This window comes from Noviherbaspirillum sp. ST9, from assembly GCF_048799745.1.
Lineage (GTDB): Bacteria > Pseudomonadota > Gammaproteobacteria > Burkholderiales > Burkholderiaceae_D > Noviherbaspirillum.
In genome coordinates this window covers 434,824-450,421 of the sequence record NZ_JBLWFR010000005.1, presented here as the reverse complement: position 1 = coordinate 450,421, position 15,598 = coordinate 434,824, and the positions used below count along the sequence as shown (strand labels likewise).

The 15,598-nt window shown below is 60.7% G+C and carries 12 protein-coding genes; 4 read left to right on the top strand and 8 right to left on the bottom strand.

What is annotated here, in order from left to right; translation table 11 throughout:
* Positions 1-4 precede the first annotated feature (4 nt).
* From ACNOHI_RS14080 to ACNOHI_RS14055, 6 genes are all read right to left on the bottom strand, one after another.
* Positions 5-1,498 (bottom strand): oligosaccharide flippase family protein, encoded by a 1,494-nt coding sequence (locus ACNOHI_RS14080; RefSeq protein WP_420475295.1) that lies wholly within the window; start codon positions 1,496-1,498, stop codon positions 5-7.
* Complete coding sequence (locus tag ACNOHI_RS14075) at positions 1,485-2,903, bottom strand: O-antigen ligase family protein (RefSeq protein WP_420475294.1); 1,419 nt, start codon at positions 2,901-2,903, stop codon at positions 1,485-1,487. Before ACNOHI_RS14075 ends, ACNOHI_RS14080 begins: the two co-directional genes overlap by 14 nt.
* 185 nt (positions 2,904-3,088) lie before the next feature.
* Positions 3,089-4,054: a GDP-L-fucose synthase gene (gene fcl, locus ACNOHI_RS14070; RefSeq protein WP_420475293.1), complete on the bottom strand. Its 966-nt coding sequence runs from the start codon at positions 4,052-4,054 to the stop codon at positions 3,089-3,091.
* Positions 4,055-4,090: 36 nt separating this feature from the next.
* Positions 4,091-5,260, bottom strand: coding sequence for a GDP-mannose 4,6-dehydratase (gmd, locus tag ACNOHI_RS14065; RefSeq protein ID WP_420475369.1), 1,170 nt, complete (start codon positions 5,258-5,260; stop codon positions 4,091-4,093).
* 9 nt (positions 5,261-5,269) lie between these two features.
* Entirely contained in the window at positions 5,270-6,214 is a 945-nt protein-coding gene (gene galU / locus ACNOHI_RS14060; protein ID WP_420475292.1) for a UTP--glucose-1-phosphate uridylyltransferase GalU, read from the bottom strand.
* Positions 6,215-6,345: 131 nt separating this feature from the next.
* Positions 6,346-7,752 carry an undecaprenyl-phosphate glucose phosphotransferase gene (locus ACNOHI_RS14055; RefSeq protein ID WP_420475291.1) on the bottom strand — a complete coding sequence of 469 codons (1,407 nt, stop codon included), beginning with the start codon at positions 7,750-7,752 and terminating at the stop codon, positions 6,346-6,348.
* A gap of 462 nt (positions 7,753-8,214) precedes the next feature.
* Between ACNOHI_RS14055 and ACNOHI_RS14050 the strand changes: the two genes are divergently transcribed.
* From ACNOHI_RS14050 to ACNOHI_RS14035, 4 genes are all read left to right on the top strand, one after another.
* Positions 8,215-8,616 (top strand): group II truncated hemoglobin, encoded by a 402-nt coding sequence (locus ACNOHI_RS14050; RefSeq protein WP_420475368.1) that lies wholly within the window; start codon positions 8,215-8,217, stop codon positions 8,614-8,616.
* 51 nt (positions 8,617-8,667) lie between these two features.
* Positions 8,668-10,098, top strand: a complete 1,431-nt coding sequence (rmuC, locus tag ACNOHI_RS14045; protein ID WP_420475290.1) for a DNA recombination protein RmuC — start codon at positions 8,668-8,670, stop codon at positions 10,096-10,098.
* A gap of 106 nt (positions 10,099-10,204) precedes the next feature.
* Positions 10,205-11,518, top strand: a complete 1,314-nt coding sequence (locus tag ACNOHI_RS14040; protein ID WP_420475289.1) for a hemolysin family protein — start codon at positions 10,205-10,207, stop codon at positions 11,516-11,518.
* 217 nt (positions 11,519-11,735) lie between these two features.
* The gene (locus tag ACNOHI_RS14035) at positions 11,736-13,739 is read left to right on the top strand and encodes an acyl CoA:acetate/3-ketoacid CoA transferase (RefSeq protein ID WP_420475288.1); all 2,004 of its coding nucleotides are present in this window, start codon (positions 11,736-11,738) and stop codon (positions 13,737-13,739) included.
* On the opposite strand, the gene glp is transcribed toward ACNOHI_RS14035, so the two are convergent.
* Both glp and mobA read right to left on the bottom strand, forming a co-directional pair.
* Positions 13,736-15,013, bottom strand: coding sequence for a gephyrin-like molybdotransferase Glp (glp, locus tag ACNOHI_RS14030; protein ID WP_420475287.1), 1,278 nt, complete (start codon positions 15,011-15,013; stop codon positions 13,736-13,738). The two genes, ACNOHI_RS14035 and glp, sit on opposite strands and share 4 nt — an antisense overlap.
* Positions 15,010-15,597, bottom strand: coding sequence for a molybdenum cofactor guanylyltransferase MobA (gene mobA / locus ACNOHI_RS14025; protein WP_420475286.1), 588 nt, complete (start codon positions 15,595-15,597; stop codon positions 15,010-15,012). Before mobA ends, glp begins: the two co-directional genes overlap by 4 nt.
* Position 15,598 lies beyond the last annotated feature (1 nt).

Genomic DNA, 15,598 nt, shown 5'->3' with positions numbered 1-15,598 from the left:
CTCCTCAGTGCCGCAGCCGGCGCGCCATCGCCATCATTGCGTTCCGTTCGTCGACGCCGACGATGAAGAACAGGCCTGCCAGCCCCAGCGACAGGACTGCCGCCGACACCACGGCAACGGTGCCGACCAGCCCTGCGGGAATCAGCCACTTCACCGGAAGCAGGATGCAAATGACCAGGAAGCCGACACCAAGGCTGCGGCCGAAGCCCTTGCGCAAGGTTTCGCTGAAGGCGATGGGCACGGTGCGCCCATGCACGAACAGCAGGAAACTGATGCCGAGCACGAGTGATGACAGCAGGTGGCCCGCCGCTGCGCCCACGATGCCGCCCATGGTCGTGCCGAGATAGACCATGGCCACGCCGCCGAGGCCATTGGCGAGCGCGAAGCGCCCCGTAATGCGCGGATGGCCAAGTGCATCGTTGACCAGCGACGGAATGTTGGTCAGCGAATCCGCGAGCAGGGCCAGCGTCATCAGGACCAGCACCGGATAACCTTGCTGCACGAATTCCTCGCCCACCCAGCGGCGCAGGAACTCGTCGCCGGCCAGCACGATGATGCCCAACGCGGCCAGGTTGATGTAGGTGACGTAGCGCATCACGCCGAGGTATACCGGATGCAGCTCGTCAATCTTGCCGGCGCCGGCAAGCGCGGAAGCGCGCGGATAAATCACGCTGGACAATCGATAGGTCAGGCCGAGGATGCGTCCCGCCAGCGTGACCGGCACGGTATAGAAGGTCAGGGCGACCGGGCCGGCGATGGCGCCGACGATCAGCTTGTCCGCATGCTGGTGCAGCGTGGAGGCAATCTTGCTCAGGTAGGCATAGGCACTGAACGACGTAAGGGCGGCACGCACGTCCTTTCCGGGCGTGCATGGCTTCAGGTTCAAGCCAAAGCTGCGGACCATCCATGCCAGGTAAAGGACATTGGCGGCGGAGACACAGAGACGGGCAATGATGACGCCGACGATGCCGGTGCCTGCCATCGCCGCCGCCACCGACGCAATATTGACGACGACGCCGAAGAAGGCTTCGCTTTGCGCCGAGCGGTCGTAGCGTTGCAGCGCCTGCGGCACGACCAGCAGGTAGCTTTGCGCCTGCGTCAGTGCGAAGCCTAGCGCGCCGAGCTGGAAGGCGGTGACGGTCGCGTCCCGCATTTCCTCGGATACTTCAAAAAAGCGCCCGACAAGCAACCCGGAGGCAAAGAAGATCGCGGTCGCCCCCAGCAGCCCGAGTGCGCCGTAGAACATCGCCCCGAACCAGAACGTCTCGGCGAAACGCCGCCGGTCGCCGGAAGCATGATGCTCCGCGAGGTACTTGATCGCCCCCGACGTGAGATTGATGTCGAGCACGCCGAAGTAGCCGATCACCGAACTGACCATGGTGACGATGCCGAAGCCCTCGACGCCGAGCGCGCCGATCAGCAGCGGCACCGTCGCCAGCGCGACGACCATGGGGACGGCGGAACCGCTCAGGTTCCAGAGCGAATTACGCAACAGCATAGTTCTGGTCGTAGAGAGCGCGGCGCACCTGGACGGTACGGATACCGACAGCAATGAACGGCATCGCCAGCGTCAGGCCGAGCAGAAGCATGGTGCGGAACTCGATGATCGGCGTACCGATGAGCAGGGTCGGCACCCAGAACAGGAAGCCCGCGAAGCCCGCGTCGGCAAGGAGCCGCGATTCCCCGGTCAGATAATTTCGATGCCGCATGTAAAAGGCGATATAGGCGGAGAGCAGGCTGCAGAACAGCAGCAACCCGACGACGCCGGTCTTCAGCAGAACGTGGCCGAATCCGCTGTGCACGAAGCTGAAGTCATCCCCGTGGTAGGACAGCCGGTCGCGGTCCCCCGTGAAAGTGCCCCATGTACCACGGCCGAAGAGCCAGTTGCCGTCCATGCTTTGTGCTGCGGCATACAGCTCGTAGAAACGGCTGTTGCGGATGCCGCGTTCGGGCGCAATGTCGTAGATCAGCGAGGAGAACATGCTCTCGTTGTTGTTGAATTGCAGCCGGTGCTCATAGAAGACCGATGCCACCACCGTCAGCAAGGCCGCGCCGACGATGGCAACGAGGAATTTCCGTTTTCCCGGAAGGCGCAGGAACAGGAAGGCGAACATCAATCCGAGACCGATCAGCGAAGAGCGACGGAAGGAGAGGGCGACAGCGGCGATCTCCAGCACAAGGAAGCCGAACAGCAGCGCACGCCTGAACCAGGACGGTTTCGATTCAGGGGCCGTCAGCAGCCATGCGGCGCAGAACGCGCCGAGACTGGCGACAAAGTTGTCGCTGATGTCGAAGTAGAAGATCTTGATGTTCAAGCCTTCAAAATTGCGATACGGATTGGCGGTGTCGCCGTCGAACATGAAGTAACGCACGGCCCCAAAGACACCCCGGATGGCGGCGAGGATGACGATGGTCCACAACAGCTTGCGCGAATCCTTTTCACTGTCGAAGGCCATGATGGCGAGATACATGAACACCAGCATGTTGATCACATTGAGCATGCCGTTGTAGCCGAGGATGACGTTCAGGTCGATGCCTTCCATCAATCCGATCAGGACGTGCCCGGCAATCAGGAACACGAAGGCGACGAAGTATTTCGCCATCGGTGGCGCGAGTTGCGCGCCCTGCGGATTCGCGAGGCGCTTGAGCAGCGCGGCAAAGCCCGCCGTCAGCAGCACCAGGTTAAGCAGGGAAAAGTAGAACATGCCGGAACCGCGCGAATAGATCGTGTTCTCGGCGGTCAACTGGCCCCAGGTGGAATCGGAAAAGGAGAACAACACACCGACGAACCCGAGGGCAACCAGTTGCGGCGCCTTGATGACGAAGCCGAAGACGATCGGGATCAGGAACAGGGCAGCCAGAAGATTGGTCGTCACTTCGGCAGGTGTCAGGGCTGGTGTCATGGCTTTGCTCGAAGAATTAAGCGGATTCAGGAGGGCAGCATGGAAAGCGCGGTCCGAAGGGCGCGTCGTCGGCGTGCCGTTACGCCGGCATGTGCGGCGAAGTGCGCCGCACATGCTCCATGTTCAGACAGTGGAATGCACCGCCGGTATCCAGCGGCGCCAATCGAAAGGATCGAACTGCCGCGTCAGGATTGATACTCTGCCTTGAAGCATTCATAGGTTTCCTTGATGCCTTCGCCAAGGCGCATTCCTGGCCGCCATCCCAGCGAAGTCAGCTTGGCAGTGTTCATCAACTTGCGCGGCGTGCCGTCAGGCTTGCTCGCATCGAATTCGATGGTGCCGCCGAAACCAACCACCTTCCTGATAATTTCGGCAACTTCCTTGATTGTGACGTCCTCGCCTGTGCCTACATTGATATGAGACAACATAGGTGTCGTGTGCTTTTCATAGATGGAACGATCGAGGCTCATGACATGCGCGCAGGCATCGGCCATGTCGTCGACATAGAGAAATTCGCGGCGCGGCGTCCCGGTTCCCCAGATGACGACCTTGCTCGCGCCGCTCAGTTTTGCTTCATGGAAGCGACGGATGAGCGCGGGGATGACGTGACTGTTTTCGGGATGGTAGTTGTCGCCAGGGCCGTACAGGTTGGTCGGCATGACACTGCGGAAATCCGTGCCGTACTGGCGGTTGTAGCTCTCGCACATCTTGATGCCGGCGATCTTTGCAATGGCGTACGGCTCGTTGGTCGGTTCGAGCGCGCCATTCATCAGGTACTCTTCGCGGATCGGCTGTTCGGCCAGGCGCGGATAGATGCAGGAGGAGCCGAGGAACAGCAGCTTCTTCACGCCGGCACGCCATGCCTCGTGGATCACATTCGACTGCACCATCAGGTTGTCGTAGATGAATTCCGCGGGGTAGGTGTTGTTGGCGTGGATGCCGCCGACACGGGCCGCTGCAAGATAGACCTCGTCGATCTGCTCGGTGGCGAAGAAGTTGCGCACCTGCTGCTGGTCCGTCAGTTCCAGTTCGGAATGGGTACGAGTGACGATGTTCGTGAAGTCGCGCTTGCGCAGCGCGCGGACAATGGCGGAACCGACCAGGCCACGATGGCCGGCGACATAGATTCGTTTGTTCAGGTTAGCTTTCATGTGCATCCTCTGTGATGAAGAGAGTCTTCCGGCCGGCTATTCGTGGTAGACGTGCGGGGCGCAATCGTGCGGCTGGAACAGGTGGTCGCGCGCCGCCGCGTCCAGGTCGCACTGCACCATTTCGCGCACCAGTTCCTCGAATGACACCTTGGGCTGCCAGCCAAGCTTGTCGCGCGCCTTGCTTGCATCGCCGACCATGCAGTCGATATCCGTCGGACGGAAATAGCGGGGATCGACGCGGACGATGACCTGTCCTTCGCGGACATTGTTCTGCGGGCCGGGATCGACCACCGTTGCGGTTTCGTCGACGCCGTGCCCGTCCCAGCGCAGTGTCATCCCGAGTTCTGCCGCCGCCGCATTGACGAAGTCGCGCACGCTGCGCTCAATGCCTGTCGCGACGACAAAATCCTCCGGTGTTTCCTGCTGCAGCATGCGCCACTGCATTTCGACGTAATCCCGCGCATGCCCCCAGTCGCGGCGGGCATCGAGATTGCCGAGATAGATGCAATCCTGGTGCTCCAGGACGACGCGTGCGAGGCCGCGCGTGATCTTCCGCGTGACGAAGGTTTCTCCGCGCAGCGGCGACTCGTGGTTGAAGAGGATGCCGTTGCAGGCGTACATGCCATAGGCTTCGCGATAATTCACCGTGATCCAGTAGGCATAGAGCTTGGCGATCGCGTACGGACTGCGGGGCCGGAACGGCGCGTCTTCCGTCAGCGGGAGCGCCGCCGATTGCCCGAACATCTCGGCCGTGGATGCCTGGTAGAAGCGCGTCTTCTTTTCCATGCCGAGCTGGCGCACCGTTTCGAGAATGCGCAACGGCCCCAACGCATCCGAGTTGGCCGTGTATTCCGGCTCATCGAACGACACGGCGACATGGCTTTGAGCCGCGAGGTTGTAGATCTCGTCCGGCTGGGTTTCCTGCAGGATGCGCATGATCGATGCGGAATCGGTCATGTCTCCGTGGTAAAGGATGAAGCGCCGCTCGTCTTCCTGCGGTCCCTGGTAGAGATGGTCGATGCGCTCGGTGTTGAAACGCGAGGAGCGGCGTTTCAGGCCGTGCACGACATAGCCTTTGTTCAGGAGGAATTCGGCAAGATAGGCGCCGTCCTGTCCGCTGACGCCGGTGATCAGGGCAACCTTGCGGGCAGATCCTCCCGCCGGCTTCTCTTGAGCCGGACTCTGCCTGGTCGAAAATTCCTTCATGTTCATGTCTCAGCTCGCGAGTGCAACACGTTCGGCGGCGACGGGAATCGCCGGGGTGGACTGGCGTTGGCGGCCCGGGTGGCCGAACGGCAGGTTTTGCAGGAAGGAGCGGAACTCGTCGCGCACTTCCGGATGGCGCAAGGCAAACTGCACCGTCGCCTGCAGGTAGCCGAGCTTGCTGCCGCAGTCGTAGCGGATGCCTTCGAACTGGTAGGCGAGGACGGTCTCCCGGGCAAGCAGCGAAGCAATGCCGTCGGTCAGCTGGATTTCGCCGCCGGCGCCGGGCTGCAATTCACGCAGGTGCTGGAAGATGTCGGGTGTCAGCACGTAGCGACCCACGACGCCGAGCGTGGACGGCGCCTTTTCCGGCGCCGGCTTTTCGACGATGCCGTTCAGTTTGATCAGGCGCTCCGCATAGGCGCTGCCCGCGACGACGCCATAGGAACGGCTTTGCTCGCGGGCGATGGTTTCCACGCCGATCACACTCGTCCCATATTCCTCGTAGAGGTCGGTCATCTGCTGCATCACCGGTGTCTGGCCGTCGAGCAGGTCGTCGGCCAGCATCACGGCAAACGGTTCACCGTTGACCAGGCGTTCCGCGCATAACACCGCGTGGCCGAGTCCGAGCGCTTCTGCCTGCCGTACATAAAAGCATTCCACGTTGTCGGGCTTGATGCTGCGGATGACATCGAGCAGGGCGGTCTTGTTGCGCGCTTCCAGTTCCGCTTCAAGTTCATATGCCTTGTCGAAATGGTCCTCGATGGCGCGCTTGTTGCGGCCCGTGACGAAGATCATTTCGGTAATGCCCGCGGCGATCGCTTCTTCTACCGCATACTGGATGAGCGGCTTGTCGACGATGGAAAGCATTTCCTTCGGGCTGGCCTTGGTCGCTGGCAGGAAGCGGGTGCCGAGGCCGGCCACCGGAAAAACAGCTTTGGTAATTTTCTTGCGCATGGTTTTCTTTTCAGGTTTCTTCGGTTAAGAAAGCAAGTTCGCCCGGCGTTGTTCACCGGCTGTCCTCGCGCATGTGGCCGTTATCAGGCCATGGGGAAAGGTGTTCGTGGTTTCATGGCCGCGTACGCATCTCAGTAAGCGTTGGTTCCGGTCCAGCCACGGAAGGCGGTCCAGAGGATGATCCGCACGTCCATCCAGAGCGACCAGTTCTGGATGTAGTGGAGGTCGAACTGGACACGCTTGGCCATCTTGTCGACGGTGTCGGTTTCTCCGCGGTAGCCGTGGATCTGGGCCCAACCCGTGATGCCCGGCTTCACACGGTGGCGCAGCATGTACATTTCCAGGAGGTCCTTGTACATCTCGTTGTGCTGGAGTGCGTGCGGACGCGGCCCGACGACGGACATGTCTCCCAGCAGCACGTTGATGAATTGCGGCAGCTCGTCCAGGCTCGTGCGGCGGATGAAGGCACCGATCGGCGTGACGCGCGGATCGTTGCGCGTCGCTTGCGTCACCTGGCCGGGCTCCTGGTGGACCTTCATCGAACGGAACTTGTAGACGTTGAACTGGCGTCCGTTCAACCCGAGGCGCGGCTGCTTGAAAAACACCGGTCCCGGCGACGAAAGCTTGATGAGGATGGCGAGCACCAGGAACAGCGGCGCGAGGAGGATCAGCGCGACAATCGCGAACGCCTTGTCGAAGATGTCCTTGATGATGCCGTTCAAGCCGCTGGAAATCGGCTGGTTCAGGTCCACCACGGGCAGACCGAGGAAGTTGCCCATCTTGTTGCTGAGCATCTGCAGGCCGAGGATGTCCGGCACCCATCGGATGTCGACCAGCGTGTTGCGCAGGATGTACTGGAGTTCCTGCAGGCGCGGCGACGCCATCAGCGGCAGCGTGATCCAGATCTCGTGGATGTGGTTCTTCACCACATAGTCATGGATTTCCTGCAGGTTGTCGATGCGCGCGATGGACGGGTCGAGGATCTTTGCGGCATCGTCGCCTTCGGCATAGACGGCCTTGACGTCATAACCGGTCCAGTCCTGTTGCAATGCGCGGCGATGCATCTCCTGTCCGGTGCTGCCGTATCCGACAAGCACCACGCGCTTGTTGTTCAGTCCCTTCGAGCGCAGGAAGCGCAAGCCGTAGTACACGCCGATGCGGAAAACAGCGAGGATGGTGACGCCGCTTGCGTACCAGTAGAACATCCACAGTCGCGACACATGGCCGACATGATGAATGAGGAAGCTGAAGAACAGTCCGACCAAAAGCACCAGGCCCCACGATGCGGCAAGTCGCAGGAACATGTCGGCGAGAGAACGTCCGCGCCACGAACCATACAGCCCGAGCTGCGGGAAGAGGAGGAAGGCAAGCGCGCTGCAGAAATGCAGCAGTACCGTGTGGATAGGCGGCGTCTCGCTCAGCGGTATTTGAAAGTGAATCAGGCCGGCAAGACCACCGGCGATTTCGAGCGCAAGGACATCCATGACGCGCATCGAGAATTCCAGCCGGGATGAATTTGTAATGATCAGGTCTCGCATGGGATCTCTGCGTGTGTCGTGTACACCAACTTGACTCACGATTGCGCTATGCTTTCGTGACATCGTTCTGCTGCATCGAATGCTTCGCGTTGCAGCGCTGGATAACAACAACTCTTGCACTTCTCCGGTCTGTTTTCGTTGTCGCGTTGCGAACGAAAACGGTGCTTCGCAGGCCAAATTTGTTGTTACCTTTTAGGCAATAGTAATCATTAAAGAACAACAGAATTTGCTAAGTCATGTTTGCTTGCGACCGCTCAAACAGCGAATTGCACCGAGTCAAATTTGCTGTTGTGTGGAATCCACCGCGTATTGAAACAGCATGAAATTCCTCTCTGATTTCCGCGTGTCATCGCGTTTGTTCGAGCATGCCGAACGGTTGCTCATGCATTGATCGAGCATGTCGATCTTGAAGAGCGATACACACGATTCCGTGCGGACATTCGATGCGCTATCATTCGTTACATGACAGCAAACGACACACCACAACAGACTGCATTCGAGCTTGTCGGCGGGGAAGAAAAACTCCGCACGCTTGTCGATCGTTTTTATGACCTGATGGAACTCGAACCCGAGTTCGCCGGGATTCGCGCAATGCATCCGCAGTCCACCGAGGGATCGCGCGACAAATTGTTCTGGTTCCTGTGTGGATGGATGGGCGGCCCCGACTACTTCGTCGAACGTCTCGGGCATCCGCGACTGCGTGCGCGGCATCTTCCCTATGCAATTGCTTCCAGTGAAAGGGATCAGTGGTTGCGCTGCATGGCATGGGCCATGCAGGACGTCGGGATCTCCGAGGAATTGCAGCATCGCCTGATGGAATCTTTCTACCAGACCGCCGACTGGATGCGTAACCAGGCGGGCTGAACTCCTTTTGCTTCTTGTCGGAATAATTTCTCCAGGTCAGCGAGGAGGATCATGAACACCATCGAACTTGTCACGCTGCTGCTCGTTGTTGCGGCAGTCATCTTGCAGCTCGTCATTCTCTTGCGTGGAAGCAGGATCAGCACGACCGATTTGCAAAGCCAGTTGCAACAGGGAAGCGAACGCGTCGAACGCGAACTGCGTGCAGAAGTGCAATCGAGTGCGCGAGGAACACGGCAGGAACTGAGCGGGAGTCTCGGACAGTTCCAGCAGGCACTCGTTGCCCAGCTCACCAGTGTCGCCACCATTCAAAACAACCAGATTGATTCCTTTGCGCAGCAGCTTGCCAAACTGAACGAGGCCAATGCGCAACAGCTCGAATCAATGCGCCTTGCCATCGCGACACAGGCTCAGGCCGGACGGGAAGAGCAGGCCGTCGCACTGAAGCGCTTCGGCGATACCCTCAACCAGGCACTGACGGCACTGAGCGAATCGAACGCCCAACGCATGGGTGAAGTGCGCGGCACCCTGGAAGCAAAGATCCGTGACCTGCAGGATGACAATGGCAAGCGGCTCGAGGAAATGCGCAGGACGGTGGATGAAAAGCTGCACGCGACACTGGAGCAGCGGCTCGGCGAATCCTTCAAGCTGGTGTCCGATCGCCTCGAGAAAGTGCACCAGGGGCTGGGCGAGATGCAGCAACTCGCCGTCGGCGTGGGCGATCTCAAGCGCGTGCTCACCAATGTGAAGACGCGCGGCACCTGGGGTGAAGTGCAGCTCGAGATCCTGCTCGAACAGGTGCTGACGCCTGACCAGTACGCGAAGAACGTGGAAACGGTGCCGGGCAGCGGCGAGCGTGTTGAATTCGCGATCAAGCTTCCCGGTCAGGAGGAGGGTGGCCGGCCGGTATGGATGCCGATCGACGCCAAGTTCCCGAAGGAGCAGTATGAACGTCTCGCGGAAGCAGCAGAACTCGCCGACAACGATGGTGTTGCCGCCGCAGGCAGGGAGCTCGAACGCGCTGTGCGCGTCGAAGCGAAGAGCATTGCCGACAAATATGTATCGCCACCCCTGACGACGGACTTCGCGATCCTCTTTCTGCCGACGGAGGGCCTCTATGCAGAGGTCATGCGTCGTCCCGGCCTGGCCGACGACATACAGCGCGTCTGCCGCGTCACGATTGCAGGTCCTTCGACCTTGTCGGCGCTGCTCAACAGCTTGCAGATGGGGTTCCGTACACTGGCATTGGAAAAGCGCTCGTCCGAAGTCTGGCAAGTGCTGGGCGCCGTCAAGACGGAATTCGGCAAGTTCGGCGATGTGCTGGCGGCGACCAAGAGCACGCTGGAGCGTGCCGCAAAGAATATCGAGCAGGCCGAAACGCGGACACGCCAGATGACGCGCAAGCTGAAATCAGTTGAAGCTCTTCCGTCGGAGACGGCGCAACTCTTGCTCGGCACGGATGCGCAGGAGCCGGGAGAGAATTGAAATACGGGCGGGGGGAACTTTTGGCGGCCCTGTACTGCATTTGTGATAACTTGTCCGGATGATTCACTGTTACGACCACAATCCCGGCTTCCGGGCGGCATAAAATATGGAAATTGCGATACTGCTTGGCTTGATCATCCTCAATGGCGTGTTTGCCATGTCGGAAATTGCATTGGTGACCGCGCGCAGGGTGCGGTTGCAAAAGCTGGCGGAAGCAGGCGACTCCGCAGCAGAAGCGGCGATCAAGCTGGGAGAAGATCCGAACCGTTTCCTTTCCACCGTCCAGATCGGCATTACCTCCATCGGCGTGCTCAACGGTATCGTGGGCGAGGCGACCCTCGCGCATCCGTTTGCCGTCTGGCTTCATCGGATGGGTGTCGACAGTCCTTGGGCGGAGTACACCGCGACCGGACTCGTCGTGGTCAGCATCACGTATTGCACCATCGTGCTGGGCGAGCTGGTGCCCAAGCGTCTCGGCCAGATGAATCCGGAAGCGATTGCGCGGCTGGTCGCCCGCCCGATGCTCTGGCTCGCGGCGCTGACCAAACCCTTCGTCCGCCTGCTGTCCGGCTCGACGCAGCTTGTACTGCGAAGCTTCGGAGCGAGTGAACGGATAGAGCCGAGCGTCACGCAGGAGGAAATCAACATGATGCTCGCCGAGGGATCAAGTGCCGGCGTGATCGAACAGCATGAGCATCAGATGGTGCGCAACGTGTTCCGTCTTGACGATCGCCAGATTGCCTCGCTGATGGTGCCGCGCAGCGACGTCGTGTATTTCGACGTCAACGAGCCGCTGGTCGAAAATCTCAAGCGCTTCGAGGAAAGCGACCATTCGCGCTTCCCTGTGGTGCGTGGCGGCTGGGAGGAAGTGCTGGGCGTGGCAAACGCGCGCCAGCTGCTGGCGCAGTCGCTGCGCGGAGAAAAGCCGGACCTGATGCAGCACCTGCAGCCGGCCGTATTTGTGCCGGAATCCCTGACCGGCATGGAACTGCTCGAAAATTTCAAGACCTCCGGCGTGCAGCTCGCATTCATCATCGACGAGTACGGCGAGGTGCAGGGCATCGTCACGCTGCAGGACGTGATGGAGGCCATTACCGGCGAGTTCAAGACGCATCGCGCCGAAGACGCATGGGCTGTGCAGCGCGAGGATGGCTCATGGCTGCTCGACGGCCTGATTCCCGTGCCGGAGCTCAAGGACCGGCTTGGCCTGCGCGGCGTGCCCGAAGAAGAGCGAGGCCGCTACAACACGCTGAGCGGCATGCTCATGCTGATCCTCGGCCGCCTGCCGCAGACGACCGATATGTGCGAGTGGGAAAACTGGACGTTCGAGATCGTCGACCTCGATGGCAAGCGTATCGACAAGGTGCTGGCGACGCCGAAAGTTGTCGAGGCGCCAGACGCTTCGTCCGAATCGGCTTGACGGTAGCGCTGCGCAAGAAAAAGCGAGGCACTCGCACTATCCTTTGACCGCCGTCATTGCGTCACACATCCTTGGGCGCGGCCTGCAACGTATGGTCGTGTCCATAGTCCGAGGATGATCCCGAAAGGCGCTGCTGCCTTCGAGCAAAATCAACGGAAAGACTTCGGGCATAATTGCCGCCAGGCAGCATGTGCAAGGCTCAGTCACGGAGGAAGTCATGGTGCACCGCATTCCCGATCCAATGGCGGGCGGATCCCGTCCGTCGCATCGACACAAGATTGTTACCGCTGCCGAGGCAGTACGCCTCATTCATGACGGCGATACGATCGCAACCGGAGGCTTTGTCGGTATCGGGTTCGCGGAAAACATTGCCGTCGCCCTGGAGAAGCGATTCCTCGACAGCGAGGAGGAAATGCTCGGCAAAGGCTCTCCCGCCAACCTGACACTCATCTATGCAGCGGGACAGGGAGATGGCAAGGAACGCGGCCTCAACCATCTCGGGCATGAAGGCCTCATCAAGCGCGTCATCGGCGGTCATTGGGGCCTGGTGCCCAAGCTGCAGCAGCTGGCGATCGCCAACAAGATCGAAGCCTACAACCTCCCGCAAGGCGTCATCACCCACCTGTTCCGCGACATTGCGGCCGGCAAGCCCGGACTGCTGTCCAATGTCGGCCTCGGCACCTTCGTCGATCCCCGTCACGGCGGGGGCAAGATCAACGAGAAAACAACGGAAGACCTCGTCGAACTGCTCAATGTCGGCGGCAAGGAATACTTGTTCTACAAATCGCTGCCCATCAATGTCGGCATCATCCGCGGCACGACGGCCGACCCGGAAGGCAACGTGACGATGGAAAAGGAAGCGCTGACACTGGAAGCGCTCGCCATCGCGATGGCTGCACACAATTCCGGCGGCATCGTCATCGTGCAGGTCGAGCGCATCGCCGAGAGCGGTACGCTCAATCCCCGGCAAGTGAAGATCCCGGGCATCCTGGTCGATTGCGTGGTGGTGGCGGAGAAGCCGGAATACCAGATGCAGACCTTCATCGAATCGTACAGTCCGGCCTTTGCCGGCGAGATGCGCGTGCCGATGTCGTCCATCCAGCCGATGGAAATGAGCGAGCGCAAGATCATCGCGCGGCGCGCGCTGCTGGAGATCAAACCGAACAACGTGGTCAACCTCGGCATCGGCATGCCGGAAGGCGTGGCCAGCGTGGCGGCGGAGGAGAAGGTGCTGGACCTGGTGACCCTGACCGCCGAGCCAGGCGTGGTGGGCGGCATTCCCGCTGGCGGCCTCAACTTCGGCGCGGCGACGAATGCCGACGCGATCATCGACCAGCCTTATCAGTTTGACTTCTATGATGGGGGCGGACTCGACGTGGCCTTCCTTGGGCTGGCACAGGCCGACCGACACGGCAACCTGAACGTCAGCAAATTCGGTCCGCGGCTCGCCGGCGCCGGGGGCTTCATCAACATCAGCCAGAATGCGAAGAAGGTGGTGTTCGTCGGCACCTTCACCGCAGGGAATCTTGAGGTGGCGATCACGCAGGGCAAGCTGCACATCAAGCGCGAAGGATCGGCGCAGAAGTTCGTCGATGCGGTCGAACATCGCACCTTCAGCGGCGAGTACGCGATGCAGCGCGCGCAGACGGTGCTCTACATCACGGAGCGGTGCGTCTTCCGCCTGATCCTCGAAGGACTGGAAGTGATCGAGATTGCGCCGGGCATCGATCTCGAACGCGACATCCTTGGCCAGATGCGCTTCCGTCCCGAGGTCAGTCCGCAACTCAAGCTGATGGACGAACGAATTTTCCGCCCTGGACCGATGGGCCTGCGCAACGACATCCTGTACCTGCCGCTCGAGCAGCGGCTGACCTACAACGGCAAACGCAATGTCTTCTTCGTGAACTTCGAGGGTTTCGAGGTGAAAAACGTGGCGGACATCGAGGCTATCCGCGACCAGGTGGAGGCGATCCTGCAACCGCTGGGGAGGAAGGTGCCGGCCGTGGTCAACTACGACAACTTCTCGATCACGCCGGAGCTGCTGGACTCCTACGTCGACATGGTGCATGACCTGGCGGAGCGTTTCTACGTCCGGGTGACCCGCTATACGAGCAGCGCGTTCATGCGCAGTTATTTTGGAACCGCGTTCCGGCGGCACCAGACGGAACCAGCTTTATATGCGAGCAGGGAAGAGGCGTTTTCGCACCTTGGCGAGCATTAGCACAGGCCTTCGAACAGCACGACGTCCACGTCATCGCCGGCATTGACGTTGCCCTGTCCATGCGACAGGACGATCATGCAGTTGGCCTCGGACATGGAACGCAGGATGCCCGAGCCCTGCGATCCGGTCACGCGCACCTGGGCGCGGCCATCCGGACCGTGCGACAGGATGCCGCGCTGGTATTCCGTGCGTCCGGCTTTTTTGCGAATCGAGGATTGCGAAGCGACGCGCAGAATGGGCAGCGGTTCACTTTGCGCACCCATCATGCGCAGCAGTGCCTCGCGGGCAAAGAAGTAGAAACTGACCATCGCCGCAACCGGATTACCCGGCAGGCCGAACAGATACGCACGCTTGCCGTTCGACGCGATCTTCCCGAAGGCCATCGGACGGCCGGGCCGTATCGCAAGCTTCCAGAAACGCACGTCGCCGAGCTTTTCCATCATGGCCGTCATGTAGTCTGCGTCGCCTGCCGAAACGCCTCCCGAGGTCACAATCGCATCCGCACTTTCGCACGCGCTGCGCAGCGCAGCTTCCAGCGAAGCGGGATCATCGCGCACGACGCCCATATCGATCACCTCGCATCCCAGGCGCGCAAGCATGCCGAACACGGTGTAGCGATTGCTGTCGTAAATGCAGCCTTCATCCAGCGTTTCGCCGATGGAACGAATTTCATCGCCGGTGGAAAAGAATGCCACGCGCAGCCGGCGCACGACGGGGATTTCCCCGATCCCGAGCGATGCCAGCAGTCCGAGATCCGCCGGTCGCAGGATCTTGCCCTTGCGCAGCGCAGCTGTTCCGGCAGCGAGGTCTTCGCCTTGCAGCCGGCGATTCTCGCCCGCCTTGACGACGCCGGGGGAGATGGTCGCCGATTCGTCCATGCGCGCGTCGACCAGTTCGTGCGGTATGACCGTATCGCAGCCGGACGGCATGACGGCCCCTGTCATGATGCGTACGCATTCTCCGGGCGCAATCGCGCCGGTAAAGGGATGTCCCGCGAATGCGGTGCCGGCGACCTTCAATGCGACAGTTGCAGTCCCGATGTCGCTGTTGTTGAAGGCATAACCGTCCATTGCGGAATTGTCATGCGCAGGAACATCGATGGGGGAGATGATGTCTGTGGCAAGCACGCGTCCGAGTGCTGCCGTCAAGCCTAGCGTTTCGACACCATCGACAGGCGACGCATAGGCCCGAATGATTTCCTGCGCCTGTCCGGCTTCGAGCATGTCCTGATTGGTTGCGGCAATTCGTCCTGCGATGTCGTCGAGCTTGGTCATGGGGTTTCGAGCTGGTTCAGTTCTTCGCGTGTATTAATGTTGCGGAAGGCGGCGTCGTCCGGAAAGTGCACTTCAATCGCATCCTGCGAGCGCATCCATGCCTCCATCCGCCGTCCGCCGTCTTCCAGGTAGCGGACCAGCGGCTCCAGGCACGCTTCTACTTTGAGGAGGCAGAAAACCGGATGCGCCTGACGCGCTTCGCCGTGCCCGGTCGCCGCAAATGCCACGTGAGCGCCGCGCCCTTCGAGAGCTTCCTTCAGGCGCGCCACCAAGTCCATAGGCAGAAAGGGGGAGTCGCACGGGGCGGTGGCAAGGTAGGTGGTGTCGCAACCCAGCAGTCCGGTATGCAATCCAGCCAAGGGGCCCGGAAAGGCTTCGAAACGGTCCGGCCAGACAGGAGGGCCGAAAGCGCGATAGATGTCGTGGTTCTGGTTGGCGTTGATCGCCAGCTTGTCGACTTGCGGCGAAAGGCGCTCAAGGACATGCGCGGCCATCGGCTTGCCGCGAAATGCCTGCAGCCCCTTGTCGACGCTGCCCATGCGCGTGCCGCGCCCGCCGGCCAGGATGAGTCCGGTCACGCCCACG